The organism is Flavobacterium alvei (assembly GCF_002920895.1).
GTDB lineage: Bacteria > Bacteroidota > Bacteroidia > Flavobacteriales > Flavobacteriaceae > Flavobacterium > Flavobacterium alvei.
The window spans coordinates 220,205-236,116 of the sequence record NZ_PQVG01000001.1; the positions used below are offsets into that span (position 1 = coordinate 220,205).

The window sequence follows — 15,912 nt, forward strand, 5'->3', positions numbered from 1 at the left end:
AAAAATAAATAAAATGGAAATCAAACAAAACATTTTAGACGCAGTAAACGAATGGTTGACACCAACTTTTGACAAAACAACACAAGAAGCCGTTATCGAAATGATGACTTCTTCTCCAAAAGATTTAGAAGAGAGCTTTTATAAAAATCTGGAATTTGGAACAGGTGGAATGCGTGGTGTGATGGGCGTTGGAGACAACCGAATCAATAAATACACTCTTGGAAAAAGCACACAAGGATTGTCGAATTATTTGAAAATTGCCTTTCCAAACCAACCCTTAAAAGCCGTTATTGCTTTTGACTGTCGTCACAACAGCAAAACTTTGGCTAAAACAGTTGCCGATGTTTTTTCTGCCAATGGCATTCAAGTGTATTTATTTTCAGATTTGAGACCTACCCCAGAGTTGTCGTTTGCCTTGAAATATTTAGGTTGTCAATGCGGAATTGTTTTAACCGCATCGCACAATCCACCAGAATACAACGGTTACAAAGTGTATTGGGAAGATGGTGGACAAATTGTTCCTCCGCAGGATGGTGCCATTATTGACACTATCGAAAAATTGAATTACAACCAAATCAAATTTGATGCTAACGAAGATTTGATTCAATATATAGATGCCGAAATTGACCAAGCATTCATCAAATCGACTATCGAGAATGCTAGTTTTGGCACTTCGCAAGCAGCCAAAGACAATTTGAATATTGTTTTTACTTCTTTGCACGGAACTTCTATCACTTTAGTTCCTGATACTTTTGCGCAAGCAGGATACAAAAACGTGAACATTGTTGAAGAACAAAGAGTACCAAATGGTGATTTCCCAACGGTAAAATCTCCAAATCCTGAAGAGCCAGAAGCTTTGACATTAGCATTGGCATTGGCAGACAAAACCAACGCTGATATTGTGGTTGGAACCGATCCTGACTGCGACCGTTTGGGCGTTGCAGTTCGAAATAACGAAGGCAAAATGATTTTGTTGAACGGAAATCAAACAATGATTTTGATGACTGCCTTTTTATTGGAAGAATGGAAAAAAGCAGGAAAAATCAACGGAAAACAATTTGTAGGTTCGACTATCGTTTCTACTCCGATGATTATGGAATTGGCTTCGGCTTATGAAGTTGGTTTTAAAGTAGGCTTGACGGGTTTCAAATGGATTGCCAAAATGATTAAGGATTTCCCAGAATTGGAATTCATTGGTGGTGGTGAAGAAAGTTTTGGTTATATGGTAGGCGATGCCGTTCGTGATAAAGATGCCGTTGCAGCCACTTTATTGATTTGCGAATTGGCAGCTCAGGTTAAAGCTAACGGAAGTTCGGTTTACAAAGAATTACAACAATTGTATGTAGAACACGGTTTTTATAAAGAGCATTTGATTTCGTTGACCAAAAAAGGAATGGATGGTTTGGCTGAAATCAACCAAATGATGGTTTCCTTGAGAGAAAACCCAATAAAAGAAATCAGCGGACAACGCGTGATTATGCTAGAAGATTACAAATCATCCGTTGCCAAAAACTTGTTGACTGGCAAGGAAGAAACGATGAACATTCCAAAATCAGATGTGTTGATTTATTATACTGAAGATGGTTCAAAAATTTGTGCCAGACCAAGCGGAACCGAACCAAAAATTAAATTTTACATCAGTGTCAACACCGAATTAGATTGTGTGGAGAATTTCACGAAAGTAGAAGCTGTTTTAGATAATAAAATTAAAAACATTATTGCAGCAATGCAGTTGAGCTAAATGGATAAAAACTTAATAAAACTTTTTCCTTATACAAAACCCTATCAATCCCATATCGTTTGGAATGTGATTTTTAATATTTTGTATGCCTTGTTCAGCACCATTTCGATGTTGACTTTATTGCCAATGCTTGAAGTTCTTTTTGGCAAAACCAAAATCATCGAAAAAGCACCAGTCTATGAAGGAATAGGAAGCATGATGCGTTTTGGAAAAGAATACTTGTATTATCAAATCTCGGAATTAACAAAAGACAGTGGCCCTCAATTCGCATTATTGCTAGTGGTAGTTTTGGTAATTTCAACTTTTTTATTAAAAAACTTATTCAACTATCTGGCTTCTTACCACATTATGCACCTAAAAAATGGTGTATTGCGTGATTTGAGAAAAAAAATGTTTGACAAAATAATCGAATTGCCCATTTCTTATTATTCCGAAAAAAGAAAAGGAGATGTAATGGCTCGAATGCTTGGTGATGTCAACGAAGTTCAAAATTCGTTTTTTTCTATTTTGGAATTAGTCGTAAAAGAGCCCTTGACAATTGTATTTGCTCTTGTAACTATGTTTGTAATTAGTGCAAAATTGACGTTTTTTGTCTTAATTTTTATACCGATTTCAGGATTTATTATTTCAAAAATTGGCAAAAATTTGAAAGCAAAATCATTAAAGGCACAAGGTGAAAGTGGTTTTTTGATTTCAATAGTAGAAGAAAGTTTGGGTGGTTTGAAAGTGGTAAAAAGCTACAATGCCGAAACAACGTTCAAAAACAGATTCAACGATTCTATTAATCGATTGCTAAAATTGTCTAACAGTATTGGAAACAAAAATAATTTGGCTTCGCCATTGAGTGAGTTTATGGGAATTACCACTATTGCTACACTACTTTGGTATGGAGGAAATTTAGTCTTGGTTGACAAAACTTTGGATGGCTCGGCGTTTATTGTTTACCTGACTTTGGCTTACAATATTCTAACACCAGCAAAAGCAATTTCAAAAGCTTCATATGCTGTGAAAAATGGTTTGGCAGCTGCTCAAAGAGTTTTTGAAGTATTGGAAGTTGAAAACGAAATCACCTCCAAAGCTAATGCTCTAGAAAAATCAACTTTCAATTCTGAAATTAGTATCAAAAACATCAACTTCAAATATGAAGAGGATTATGTTCTAAAAAACTTTTCAATCGAAGTGAAAAAAGGACAAACCGTTGCTCTAGTTGGTCAATCGGGAAGCGGAAAAAGCACGATTGCCAATTTATTGACTCGTTTTTATGATGTCAATGAAGGAACAATTGCCATTGATTCAGTCAATATTAAAGACTTGAATTTGCAATCGCTTCGTGGTTTGATGGGATTGGTGACTCAAGATAGCATTTTGTTTAACGATACCATAAAAGCTAATATTGCACTTGGAAAATTGGACGCTACCGATGACGAAATTATCGAAGCCTTAAAAATTGCCAATGCGTATGAGTTTGTCAAAAATTTGCCTCAAGGAATCTACACCAACATTGGCGACAGCGGAAACAAACTTTCGGGTGGACAGAAACAACGTTTGTCGATTGCTCGTGCCGTTTTGAAAAATCCACCAATTATGATTTTAGACGAAGCTACCTCAGCTTTGGATACCGAAAGCGAAAAATTCGTGCAAGTGGCATTGGAAAATATGATGCAAAACCGAACTTCCATCGTGATTGCACACCGCCTTTCGACCATTCAAAAAGCCGATAAGATTGTGGTGATGCAAAAAGGAGAAATCGTTGAACAAGGAACTCACGAAGAACTGATTGCCTTAAACGGAACTTATAACAAACTGGTAATGATGCAGTCACTTGAATAATACTTTCGATGAAACACTGATGAAACGGATTTGCTAAAGCAAAAACACAGATTTCGACGGATTTTTCAATTCTTAAATCTTTTAGGTTAACTAAAAATGTATCTCAACAACAAAAACATAACACTTCCAGAAGATCCCGACACTGTTGTTTGGAAATACTTAGACTTGTCCAAGTTTCTCGATTTGTTATTGTCAAGAAAGTTGTTTATGTCGCGTTCCGACAAATTTGAAGACCAATACGAAGGCACTTTTAGCGAACCAACCTATCAAGAGATTAAAAAAATTGCTGAGGATAATCCTGAATTTTTGCACTATTACAAATCACATCGCGAAAAAGTAGCGGTTAGTAGTTGGCACATCAACGAATACGAATCCTTTGCGATGTGGCAGATTTTCACCCAAAACAGCGAAGGATTGGCGATTCAATCTACCGTGAGCCGATTGAAAAATGCTTTTGATTCTGAAACCCAGCACCAACAATACATTGGCGAAGTCAACTATATTGATTACAAAAAAGAATACATTCCGTTTGACGATATGTTTTTCCCGTTTTTGTTCAAGCGCAAAAGTTTTCAGTACGAAAGAGAAATTCGCATCATTTCGGATGTAAGTGAAAGCAACATTAAACTAAATGAAGGTCTAAAAATAAATGTGGACATCAATCAACTGATTGAAAAAATCTACATTCATCCCAAATCCGAAAATTGGTATAAAAACCTCGTAATTCAATTAGTGGAGCAATTGGGTTTTGATTTCACCATAGAAAAATCAGATTTAGAAAGTGATATTTTGATTTAAAACACTTTTAAAAATGACCGCAGATTCGCAGATTATTTCGATTTAAACTGCAAATCAAAACCTCATATTCACCTTCACGTTAAAAACTCGTGTAGTCATATAATTAGGAATCGCATATTGATTTTTGGAATACACATCACGAACCCAAGTATTGGTAATGGCGTTTTGATTGTCGAAAAGGTTGAAAATTTCCAATCCAATGGCTAATTCCTTGAAAGGTTGCAACCATCTTTTTGTGGAAGGATTTTGTTCATCAATCAAAACTTTAGAGAAACCTACATCGGCACGGCGGTAATCATTCAATCGGTTTTGGTATAAATAAGGATCGGAATAAGAAGGTGAACCTCCTGGTAATCCGGTGTTGTAAACTAAATTCAGGTATAATTTTATGCTTGGAATCTTCGGCATATAATCTTGGAACAAAAGGGCAAATTTCAATCGTTGGTCGGTTGGTCTTGAAATATAGCCTTTTCCATCTCTATTTTCTTCGGTTTTCAGATAACCAAAACTAAACCAAGATTCTGTTCCAGGAACAAATTCTCCGTTCAATCTAAAATCAAACCCTTGTGCATAAGCTTTGGCATTATTGGCGGCGGCATAACGAATTCGAACATTATCCAAAGTATAAGGATTGACATCGGTCAATGCTTTATAATAAATTTCGGAAACCATTTTGAAAGGACGCTCCCACATCTTGAAACTATAATCGTTGCTCAAAACAATATGTATGGATTGCTGTGCTTTGACCTCGGGCTGCACTACTCCATCGGCATCACGCAACTCCCGATAGGATGGCGGTTGATGATACAATCCTCCCGAAAGTCGGAAAAACATATCTTTATTCCAATTCGGTTTTATGGAGAATTGCGCTCTTGGACTAAAAGTAAATTGGGTTGAACTTGTAATTCCATCTCCGGAAACCGTCCAATTTTGTGAACGAACACCCGCATTCATCCAAATTTCGTTGTCGCCAATGTAGCCTTTTCTACTCCATTGTACATAACCCGAAAATCTATTAATATCAACAAAATTGGTCGCTCTCACATTTTGATACGGAACCAATGGCCCAGTGTAAGGCGCATAAGGTTGGTCGTTTTTGAGCAAAATTTTTGGTGGATTTATAGAAAATCCCGCCGAATCAATCACTTCCCATTCAATCACTCGATCACGAATAGATTCACGGGTGAATTTTGCTCCCCATTCGAATTGATTTTTTTTCCAATTATGAATTCCTTTTAGCTCGGCATTTACAATTAAAGCGTCTAAATCATTTCGAGCGTGATTGAGTTGTCCACCAATTGCACGAGTGAATTTCACATCACCAAAATTTTCAGAACCCAAATTAGCATCTACTTCGCCTAAACGGTATTGTGCCAAAATATCATAATATTCCTGTTCTTGAGTATGATAAGCCGAAGCAATCAATTTGTAAGTGGAATTTTTTGAAGGCGTATAAGTGGTTTTCACAGCTCCAAAAACGGTAGTGTATTTGTCTTTTTCTTGCCCTTCATAATAAATCAGTAATGCCATTGGGTCATCGATGGTTCCAAAATTGGTTTGTCGTGTCAAAGGCTGATATTTATAATCGTTGGAAGAAATATTGCCTAAAAAACTAAATTCTAACTTATCTGAAGGTTTGAAATTAACATTCGTCTGAAAATCGGCAAATGTTGGTGTATAATTGGATTGCGTTTCTTGACTATTTACCAAAAGAGAATTGTTTCGGTAGCGAATTCCAGAAACTTCAGACCATTTTCCGTTTTTGGAAACGGCATCAACGGCAACACTTGCACCAAGAAAACTAGCTTCGGCAACTGCACCAAATTGGGTTGGTGTTCGATAGGTAATATCCAAAACTGAGGATAATTTATCACCATATTTAGCTTGAAAACCTCCAGCAGAAAAATCAATATTTTGAACTAAATCGGTATTGGTAAAACTCAATCCTTCTTGCTGACCCGAACGAATCAAAAACGGACGATAGACTTCAATTTCGTTTACATAAACTAGATTTTCGTCATAATTGCCTCCACGAACGGCATATTGGGTACTCAATTCATTATTGGAATTAAAGCCTGGCATAGATTTCAAAATGTTTTCGACTCCAGCATTGGCTCCAGGAATTTTCCGAATTGTTGCAGGTTCAATAGTTGTGATTCCTTGAACTCTTTTCTTGTTATTTACCGTAACAACAACTTCGCCCATTTGCTCGTCTTTATCGTTCATCACCAAATTAAATTCATAGTCTTCATCTGATTTTAAATTAACAGCAACAGTAGCTTTTTTTAATGAAACGTGTGAAAAAACCACAACGACTTTCTGATTTGCAGGCACAGTCAAAATATAAAATCCATTGACATTGGATCTTGTTCCAACACTTTGGCATGATACATTTACATTAGTTGCAGGCTGATTGTTTTTATCGAGAATTACACCTTTTATACGGGCGGTTTGAGCAGATGTTACTACCCCAAAACAGAAAAAAAGGACAACAAGTATTATTTTATTTAGACCCAAGGAATTTGATTTTATTGTTTTTGACTTCTAAAAAATTGAGTTTCAAAGATAGTAGAATTTCCACAATTATCCACCACAATAATTTTTAATTCATTGGCTCCTTCAGCAACAATTCCATCGCTAAAATTATGTATGATTTTCTTGGTTTTATTATCGTATTCAAATAAAATCCACTTCCCGTTCAAATAGCCATTATAGGATTTTATACCTGATAAATCATCGGCAATAGTGAACTGAATGTATTTATTGTTGGTCAACCATTTCCCTTCAATGGGTTTTGCAATACTGATTTTTGGAGGAATCACATCTAAAACTAAAGCATATTTTCCAAGAGTTTTGACTTTGGTCGAAAACACATCTCCTTTTCGAAAAGTATAATTGTACCCAATTTTGCTAGAGCCTAGAGATCCAATAAACAATTTATCTTTTTGAGTTTCACTAAACTTATGGTCTTCGATTTCGATAGTAAAATTAGTGTGTGCTGGAACGATATCTGTATGGAGAAATAATGTGTCGTTTTTTACATCAAAATTCAAATTGAAATCTTCATAAAAAGTATTGACTGGAAAGAAAACAGACATGTTTTCTTTAGAAAAATTAGATTCGTTTTTAGCCTTTACTCGATATTTCGAAACGGGTTCTTTGGCAATAATCACTGGCAAATTATCATTAACAATCGGAATGGTTACTTGAGTTCTATTGCCATAAAAATCAGAAACTTCAATTCGATATTGAGAAGTCAAATTAGGCTGTGTTACTAAAACCCCATTAGTTGCGTCAGACTTGATAAAGCTTAAATTATATGGCGTATTCATAAATAATTTTTGCACTCTTTGTTGCGTTTTTTTATACATCGAATAATCAATCAATGCATTCACATAGCGCATTTCATCAAAAGAATAAGTATCGAATTGATAACAAAATACGGGTGTGCCGTTACAAAAACTTTGCACTTTGTAAACTCCATTTTTATTGAAAGAAACGTCATCATAATCGAAGGTGTTTATGCCAAAACCAACTTTTCCATTAGCCACTACCTTATCAGCTAAATAGGTACCATCTTTTTGCAAAACAAGATTTAACAACAAAGGTCTTTTGGATTGATTTACGATAGATTCTTCCCCTACAGGATAAGCATAAACATTGAAAAGGATAGGTTTCTTGGTGTCTTTCATGAATTTGTCAAATCCGAAAAGCATTGGGTTTATAATATTCTCTGTGATATTATCTCTAAATTCGAAATGCAAATGTGGTCCTTCTGAAGCGCCAGTATTTCCCGAAAGCGCGATGATTTGACCTTTTTTGACCACTAATTCACCTGGTTTAAGATATCTTTCTATTTCGAAAGATTGCTCCTTATATTGTTCTTTTTTTATAAAATCTTCAATAGAATCGGTAGCTCTTTGCAAATGACCATAAACCGAAGTATATCCATTAGAATGGGTGATATAAATGGTTTTTCCGTTTCCAAAGGTTGAAATTTTAATTCTGGAAATATATCCATCGGCGACAGCGTGAACCTCTAAACCTTCCTTTTGTTGGGTTTTTAAATCAAAACCAGCATGAAAATGATTGGGTCTTAACTCGCCAAAATTGCCAGACAATTGCATTGGAATATCTAAAGGAGGACGGAAATAATCTTTTGGATAATTAACTTGGGCAAAAACAGAACCATTAAAAAGGATAAAAAACAGACACAATCTCATAGAATACATTTTTGCTAAGATAAATAAAAGTAGATTATAAAAAATTTTATTGCCTTATAAAATCACAATAAGCTGTTATACTGACAATTGATTATTTTTAAGATAAAAAAGCCAATAAAATATTGTAAAAATAAAAAGGAATACTAACTTTGTAAGATTAAGTAATCGTTAGGAATCAGTATGAGTGTAATTGCAGAAATAATTGATACTCTTGAAAATAAGATTGAAAAACTATTTGGAAAAATAAATAGTTTAGAAAGAAAATCTCAAGAATTGAAAATTGAACTAACAAAATCTGCAGTTATTATACAAAAACAGTCTCAAGAGATTGAAGCTTTAAAAACGCAGTATGAAACTCTAAAAATGGCTAATGCATTACTGGGCAGTGAAGAGAATAAAAGAGATACCAAGCTTAAAATAAATTCATTAATTCGTGAAATTGATTACTGTATAGCTCAGCTATCAGATTAGAAAGATATGGACGAAAAGCTTAAAATTAAGATATCGATTGCGGACAGGGTTTATCCACTAACTGTGGAGCTCTCTCAGGAAGAAGGGCTAAGAAGCGCTTCTAAAAAAATTGATATTATGATTAAGCAATTTGAAGAAAATTATGCCGTTCGTGACAAGCAAGATGTACTGGCCATGTGTGCTTTACAATTTGCATCACAAGTTGAACAAAAACAAATTGATAATGCAATAGATGGTGTAGAAACTATCGAAAGAATTAAAAAAATCAATGCGCTTTTAGATCAATATCTCCTAGATTAACAGATTAAACACGTTCTTTACAGAAACTAAGATACTGCCTACATTAGTTCATATTTGGTAAACTCAACACTAACAATTTAGAATGAGCAAATCATCGTTACTATAGCAAGCCAATTTAGTTTGGAAGCTTGAACAGCGAGTTAGCTCAAAACTTGTATATCAGAGTTTATACAAGCAATCTAATGTAGGCTTTTTATATATAAATTTTAATAAACTATGGACATTTTAACAATAATTATTCTAGGAATTGCAGGTGTTGCAGGAGGTTTTGGTATAGCCAAAATAATAGAAAAAAGCAATATTTCTAACTTGATAAAGAACGCCAAAAAAGAAGCTGCTTCTATCCTAAAAGACGCTAATCTTGAGGCCGAAAACATCAAAAAAGACAAAATTCTTCAAGCTAAAGAGAAGTTTATTGAATTAAAATCAGAACATGAACAAGTTATTTTGTCTCGTGACCAAAAGATGGCTGAAGTCGAAAAAAGAATTAGAGATAAAGAATCTCAAGTTTCAAACGAATTATCAAAAGCCAAAAAGGTAAATGACGATTTTGAAGCAAAAACACTTGAATACAATGCTAAAATAGAAGCTTTAGATAAAAAACAAGCTGAAGTTGACAGATTGCACAAAAGTCAGTTGCAACAGCTTGAAGTAATTTCAGGATTATCAGCTGAGGAAGCAAAAAGTCAATTGGTAGAAGGTCTGAAAGCCGAAGCCAAAACCGAAGCGATGTCACACATTCAAGACACTATCGAAGAAGCCAAATTGACAGCACAACAAGAAGCCAAGAAAATCATTATCAACACCATTCAAAGAGTTGGAACTGAGGAAGCTGTAGAAAACTGCGTTTCTGTTTTCAACATCGAATCGGATGATGTGAAAGGTAGAATTATTGGTCGTGAAGGTAGAAACATTAGAGCCATTGAAGCCGCAACAGGAGTTGAAATCATTGTTGACGATACTCCAGAAGCAATTATTCTTTCTTGTTTTGACCCAGTTCGTAGAGAAATTGCACGTTTGGCTTTGCATAAATTGGTAACAGACGGAAGAATTCACCCTGCTCGAATTGAAGAAGTGGTAGCGAAAACTACCAAACAAATTGACGACGAAATTATCGAAGTTGGTAAACGTACAGTTATTGACTTAGGTATTCACGGATTGCATCCTGAATTGATAAAAGTAGTAGGTAGAATGAAATACCGTTCGTCTTACGGACAAAACTTATTGCAACACTCTCGCGAAGTTTCTAAACTTTGTGGAATTATGGCAGCCGAATTAGGTTTGAACGTTAAACTAGCTAAAAGAGCTGGTTTGCTTCACGATATTGGTAAAGTTCCAGATGCTGAAAGTGATTTGCCTCACGCTTTGTTAGGAATGCAATGGGCCGAAAAATATGGCGAAAAAGAAGAAGTTTGCAACGCAATTGGAGCACACCACGACGAAATTGAAATGAAATCATTGTTATCTCCAATTATTCAGGTTTGTGATGCTATTTCAGGTGCAAGACCAGGTGCAAGAAGACAAGTTTTAGATTCTTATATCCAACGTTTGAAAGATTTAGAAGAAGTAGCTTATGGATTTGGTGGCGTGAAAAATGCTTATGCCATTCAAGCCGGTAGAGAACTTCGCGTTATTGTAGAAAGCGAGAAAGTATCAGATGAAAATGCAGCCACTTTATCTTTTGAAATTTCTCAAAAAATCCAAACAGAAATGACTTATCCAGGTCAAGTAAAAGTTACTGTAATTAGAGAGACTCGAGCGGTTAATATCGCTAAATAAATCCTTACCCCAGCCCTCTCTAAGGAGAGGGAGTGGAAATAAAAATTCCAAATTCCAATAGTTTTATATTGGTATTTGGAATTTTTTATTTTCTGGACTTATTTGAAAGATTAATTTTCAAAAGTAATTTTAAAAGTAGTGCCTTTGCCAACTTCGCTTTCAACTTCTATTGAACCATTCATAGCTTCTATTTGGTTTTTAGTAATATAAAGCCCCATTCCGCGTGATTTTACATGTTGATGAAAAGTTTTATACAGTCCAAATAATGTATCTCCATATTTATCTAAATCGATACCCAAGCCATTATCCGAAATACTCAGCACTTTTTTGCCATTCTCTACATAGAAATCATATTCAATTAAACAAACCCTTTCAGTGTGTGAATATTTAATGGCATTGGTGGTTAAATTTTGCAAAACACTTTCAAGATATGCCGAATTAAAATGTACTACAACATCCTTGGGAATGCGGTTCTTGAATAGTACTTTTTTACCAGAATATAAATTGGAAACCTTTAATGTTTTTTCTAAATAATCATTCAAATTAAGAGGCTCTTTTTTGATATTCAAATTATTCTGAATATCAACAATTTGAGACAGATTAGCAATTGTACAATTCAAATCATTTGAAACGGTTCTCAAATGCTCTAAAAACTCCTTTTTAGTTTCGTTGTCTTCCTCAATTTCAATAAAATCGAGCAATGATTTAATATTTCCTGCATGAGTATTTAAATTGTGTGAAACTATATAAGAAAAATTCAAAAGCCTTCTATTATGTTCCTCGAACAATTCGGTAGTTTTTATTAGTTCTAATTCCTTTTCTTTTTGTGCCGAAATATCTGTATGAGTCCCAATTACGCGCAAAGGTTTTCCGTCCAAGTCTCGTTCAATTACTTTACCCCGATCTAATATCCACTTATATTTTCCGTTGGCAGTCAAAACCCGGTGATAATTTTCATAAAATGGAACGATATTGTCAAAATGCTTCTGGATATCCGAATAATATTTTGCTAAATCATCGGGATGAACAATTTTGTCCCAACGTTCTGGATTGTCAAAAACATCTGTCGATTCTAAGTCAAGAATTTTTAATGATTGGGAAGAATAAAACACTTTATCGGTTCTCAAGTCCCAATCCCATACTCCAGCTGTAGATGCCTCTAAAGCAAACTGGAATCGTTCCTCCGAAATTTCAAGTTCTAGTTCCTGTTTTTTAATTTCAGTTATATCAGAAACTCTACCATAAAAAACAACACTACCATCATCTAAGGCCTCTGTTCTAGCTGAAATTTTGAGCCATCTTAACCCTTTAATTGGCAACAAAACTCGAAACTTAGGTTCCCATCTTCCAATACTTTTTTTCGCATAAACTAAAGATTGAAAAAAAGAATCACGATCTTCTTGAATTATTCTATCATAAATAGATTGTTTATTGTCGTTGGTAAAATCTTCTGAAGATAATTCTACTATTTGAAGAATAGATGAGCTTATTAAAGAGAAAGTATATTTATTGAACGGATCAATTGAAAACTGAAATATTAAATCAGGAGTTTCTTTAAATAATTTGCTGTAAAAATAATTTAAATCATCGGAATTTTTGTCCTTAGAAAAAATCATAACTATTTTTAAATTAAGATTAAAACAAATAAGTTACAGACAACTTCATCACCAAATACAAGACAAAACTAAAAAAAACAATTTAAGTAGCATTATCTTAACAATACAAATGAGACTAATAAATCTCGAAAAAAGTTACCTTTAGACAAATGTATGGTTTTAAATTAATTATACAAAAAAGTTATCCTCTTGGATGAAAATTATTAATGACTTCAGTCAAAAATTTCCTGTCTAAATGCACGTATATTTCTGTCGTTGTAATCGATTCGTGCCCCAACATTAACTGAATCGAACGCAAATCGGCGCCATTTTCGAGGAGATGTGTCGCAAACGAATGTCGCAAGGTATGTGGGCTGATACTTTTTTTTAATCCAATTGCAGCAGTTAGGTTTTTAATTATTGTAAAAACCATTGCTCGTGTCAACTGATTTCCTCTTCTATTTAAGAACAAAGTATCTTCTTGGCCTTTCTTTATATTCAATTCAGATCTCTTATAATCTCTATAAATTTGGATGTATTTTTGCGTCAATTTCCCCACAGGAACAAATCGTTGTTTATTGCCCTTACCCGTAATTTTGATAAAACCTTCTTCAAAAAACAAGTCCGAAATTTTAAGCGTAATCAATTCCGAAACTCGAAGTCCACAACCATAAAGTGTTTCCAACATCGCCCTGTTTCGTTCTCCTTCGTTCGAACTTAAATCTATGGCGGCAATTAAAGCATCAATTTCTTCAACCGTTAAAGTATCTGGCAGTTTCCTCCCTGTTTTGGGGGTTTCAATCAATTCCATTGGATTATCTGTTCGATAATCTTCGAAGATTAAATAGCTAAAAAAACTTTTTAAGCCCGAAATAATTCTAGCCTGCGAACGAGGATTTACCTCTTTTGAAACACTATAAATGAATTGCTGAATGGTTTCTTCACTAATTTTTAATGGCGAAACCGAAATATTATTTTCGTCCAAAAAAAGGCACAAACGCTCGATATCAAAAGAATAATTGTCGATAGTATTTTTCGACAATCCCCTTTCAATCCTCAAATAAGATTGAAAATTTTTAATATCAGTTCTCCAATTCATATATTGATATTTATTGTTTTTTATCGGTCATATGTAATTCGCAAATCATCATTGGTTCTTGGGACAAATAATCGGTATTGCTCATTTCATAGAAGCAAAGTAAAGCTATTTTTAGACATAAAAAAACCACGCAAAAATTGCGTGGTTAGATGCTATATGTTCAATCAAGATGTTATCTACCCCATTTTCCACCACCTACAAAGAATCCAATATGAATCCCTAAATAAGCATTTTTTGCTGTTCCAACTTTAGCTCCATTAACATCTTCTATATCAGATTCAGGAAGAAAATTATACTCTAACCCCATTCTAAAACCTGCCCATTCTAAAACCTGCCCATTCAAAACCTCCACGAATTAAACCCCCAAATACGCCAGATACAGCAGGATTTAATTCAGTAGAAGTACCCCCATTAACATCAGCATCATCCAATTCAACATTTGCAAGAGAATAATAACCAACACCACCTCCAATATAAGGTGCAAAAGAACTTCCTGATTTGTGAAAATAATAATCATACGTCCCTACATAAGAACCAATACCAGCAACTTTTGCAGTAAATTCATCATTATTATTAGTCACCAAATCACGAACTACTGCGGCTCCACCAAGGCGTAACCCTACATTCATGTTGTCTTTTATATTAAACTTAGGTTCAAGAGAAACTAATCCTCCTCCACCTCCACCTGCTGGCACATAACCAAAATCTAAACCTACTCTAAACTTTCCAGCTTCTTGTGAATAGCCGTTAGCAAACAGCAAAACAGCAACTAATAAAATAATTTTTCTCATGATTTTTTAAGATTAATTTTTGTAAATTTTTCTTAAAAATAGTATTTTCCTTTTTAATAAAATAAATCGCCACATCAAGTTATTAACAAATACGAAATCAGTAAAAGTTAAATTTTACAATAATCAAATAATTTTAGCGTTAAAAAAACAACCCAAAATTTATATCATTATGAAAAAGACACATTTAATTACCTTCGCTTTACTACTCTTTGCAATGAACACTCAAGCGCAGTTATTACAAATTGGTGCAAAAGCCGGTTTAAATTACGCCAACTTTTCTGGAACTGAAATTCAAACTGATGCTATAACAAGCTATCACGCTGGTTTGATAGCAGAAGTTAAACTCCTTGACAAATTTGCCATCCAACCCGAATTGCTGTACACTACACAAGGAGCTACATATAAAACAGCTTTGGGAGATGTTAAAAATGAGTTGGGCTATATTGCCATTCCAGTTTTAGCAAAAATCTATTTAAGCAAATCATTTAGTTTAGAATTGGGCCCTCAAGCTTCGTTTTTATTGAGCGAAAAAGACAAATTTAATGTCAATGACGCCAATACATTTGACTTTGCTGTTGACGCTGGTTTGAGTTTTAAAATCACCAAAAGCCTCTTCATTCAAGGACGCTATGTTCTTGGATTGACGGAAGTTTCAACTAACGCCGATGCCAAAAACTCGGTACTTCAATTTTCAGCAGGACTTATGTTTTAACAAAATTTAAAATTATTCGTGATTTAAAACCGTTCTTTATTGGAACGGTTTTTTTATTTTTACGAAAATTATTTTTATGAAAATTGGTATTATCAACGGACCCAACCTCAACTTATTAGGAAAACGCGAACCAGAAATTTACGGAAGCCAAACTTTTGAAGATTATCTTGAAATCTTGAAAAGCAAATTTCCAAACGTAGAATTGACTTATTTTCAAAGCAATATCGAAGGCGAATTGATAGGTAAAATTCAAGAATTTGGTTTTTCTTACCAGGGCATTATTCTCAATGCTGGTGCTTACACCCATACTTCCATAGGCATTGGCGATGCCATAAAATCAATAACAACTCCAGTGGTTGAAGTACATATTTCGAATACTTTTTCGAGAGAAAGTTTCCGTCACCAATCTTATATTTCAGGAAATGCCAAAGGAGTTATTCTTGGTTTTGGAATGAAAAGCTACGAATTGGCAATACAATCGTTTTTGTAATTCTAATAATTTCTTTATAATCTCTTTAGCATTTAAATAACAAAATTTTGTGATTGTAATTGAGTCCTACTTGTATATTTGTA

Annotated in this window: 14 protein-coding genes; 8 read left to right on the forward strand and 6 right to left on the reverse strand. The window is 34.3% G+C overall.

What is annotated here, in order from left to right; all coding sequences use genetic code 11:
- Nucleotides 1-13: 13 nt before the first annotated feature.
- The 3 genes from C3L50_RS01000 to C3L50_RS01010 all read left to right on the forward strand — a co-directional run bounded on the left by C3L50_RS01000 (nt 14) and on the right by C3L50_RS01010 (nt 4,369).
- On the forward strand, nt 14-1,741 hold the full coding sequence (locus tag C3L50_RS01000) for a phospho-sugar mutase (RefSeq protein WP_103804136.1): 1,728 nt from the start codon (nt 14-16) through the stop codon (nt 1,739-1,741).
- Nucleotides 1,742-3,571 carry an ABC transporter ATP-binding protein gene (locus C3L50_RS01005; RefSeq protein ID WP_103804138.1) on the forward strand — a complete coding sequence of 610 codons (1,830 nt, stop codon included), beginning with the start codon at nt 1,742-1,744 and terminating at the stop codon, nt 3,569-3,571.
- Between the two features lie 96 nt (nt 3,572-3,667).
- Complete coding sequence (locus C3L50_RS01010) at nt 3,668-4,369, forward strand: DUF2971 domain-containing protein (protein ID WP_103804139.1); 702 nt, start codon at nt 3,668-3,670, stop codon at nt 4,367-4,369.
- Between the two features lie 54 nt (nt 4,370-4,423).
- Here the strand turns inward: C3L50_RS01010 and C3L50_RS01015 are convergent, their stop codons facing one another.
- Complete coding sequence (locus C3L50_RS01015) at nt 4,424-6,886, reverse strand: TonB-dependent receptor (protein WP_103804141.1); 2,463 nt, start codon at nt 6,884-6,886, stop codon at nt 4,424-4,426.
- An 11-nt stretch (nt 6,887-6,897) separates the two neighbouring features.
- Nucleotides 6,898-8,592, reverse strand: a complete 1,695-nt coding sequence (locus C3L50_RS01020; protein WP_103804658.1) for a M23 family metallopeptidase — start codon at nt 8,590-8,592, stop codon at nt 6,898-6,900.
- 180 nt (nt 8,593-8,772) lie between these two features.
- Here C3L50_RS01020 and C3L50_RS01025 point away from each other — a divergent pair, with 180 nt between their 5' ends.
- The 3 genes from C3L50_RS01025 to rny all read left to right on the forward strand — a co-directional run bounded on the left by C3L50_RS01025 (nt 8,773) and on the right by rny (nt 11,142).
- Nucleotides 8,773-9,063 carry a hypothetical protein gene (locus C3L50_RS01025; RefSeq protein WP_103804142.1) on the forward strand — a complete coding sequence of 97 codons (291 nt, stop codon included), beginning with the start codon at nt 8,773-8,775 and terminating at the stop codon, nt 9,061-9,063.
- Nucleotides 9,064-9,069: 6 nt separating this feature from the next.
- Complete coding sequence (locus C3L50_RS01030) at nt 9,070-9,363, forward strand: cell division protein ZapA (RefSeq protein WP_103804144.1); 294 nt, start codon at nt 9,070-9,072, stop codon at nt 9,361-9,363.
- A 216-nt stretch (nt 9,364-9,579) separates the two neighbouring features.
- Complete coding sequence (gene rny, locus C3L50_RS01040) at nt 9,580-11,142, forward strand: ribonuclease Y (protein ID WP_103804145.1); 1,563 nt, start codon at nt 9,580-9,582, stop codon at nt 11,140-11,142.
- Between the two features lie 110 nt (nt 11,143-11,252).
- Here the strand turns inward: rny and C3L50_RS01045 are convergent, their stop codons facing one another.
- The 4 genes from C3L50_RS01045 to C3L50_RS01055 form a co-directional block, all read right to left on the reverse strand.
- The gene (locus C3L50_RS01045; RefSeq protein WP_103804147.1) at nt 11,253-12,758 is read right to left on the reverse strand and encodes a PAS domain-containing sensor histidine kinase; all 1,506 of its coding nucleotides are present in this window, start codon (nt 12,756-12,758) and stop codon (nt 11,253-11,255) included.
- A 181-nt stretch (nt 12,759-12,939) separates the two neighbouring features.
- Nucleotides 12,940-13,836: a site-specific tyrosine recombinase XerD gene (xerD, locus tag C3L50_RS01050; protein WP_103804149.1), complete on the reverse strand. Its 897-nt coding sequence runs from the start codon at nt 13,834-13,836 to the stop codon at nt 12,940-12,942.
- Between the two features lie 172 nt (nt 13,837-14,008).
- A complete protein-coding gene (locus C3L50_RS16545) occupies nt 14,009-14,143 on the reverse strand; it encodes a hypothetical protein (RefSeq protein WP_262496648.1) in 135 nt (44 codons plus the stop codon).
- 1 nt (nt 14,144) lies between these two features.
- Entirely contained in the window at nt 14,145-14,627 is a 483-nt protein-coding gene (locus C3L50_RS01055) for a porin family protein (protein ID WP_243400307.1), read from the reverse strand.
- 169 nt (nt 14,628-14,796) lie between these two features.
- On the opposite strand from C3L50_RS01055, the gene C3L50_RS01060 reads away from it, so the two are divergent.
- Both C3L50_RS01060 and aroQ read left to right on the forward strand, forming a co-directional pair.
- Entirely contained in the window at nt 14,797-15,339 is a 543-nt protein-coding gene (locus tag C3L50_RS01060; RefSeq protein WP_103804151.1) for a porin family protein, read from the forward strand.
- Nucleotides 15,340-15,415: 76 nt separating this feature from the next.
- Complete coding sequence (gene aroQ / locus C3L50_RS01065; protein WP_103804153.1) at nt 15,416-15,829, forward strand: type II 3-dehydroquinate dehydratase; 414 nt, start codon at nt 15,416-15,418, stop codon at nt 15,827-15,829.
- The last annotated feature ends 83 nt before the right edge of the window (nt 15,830-15,912 follow it).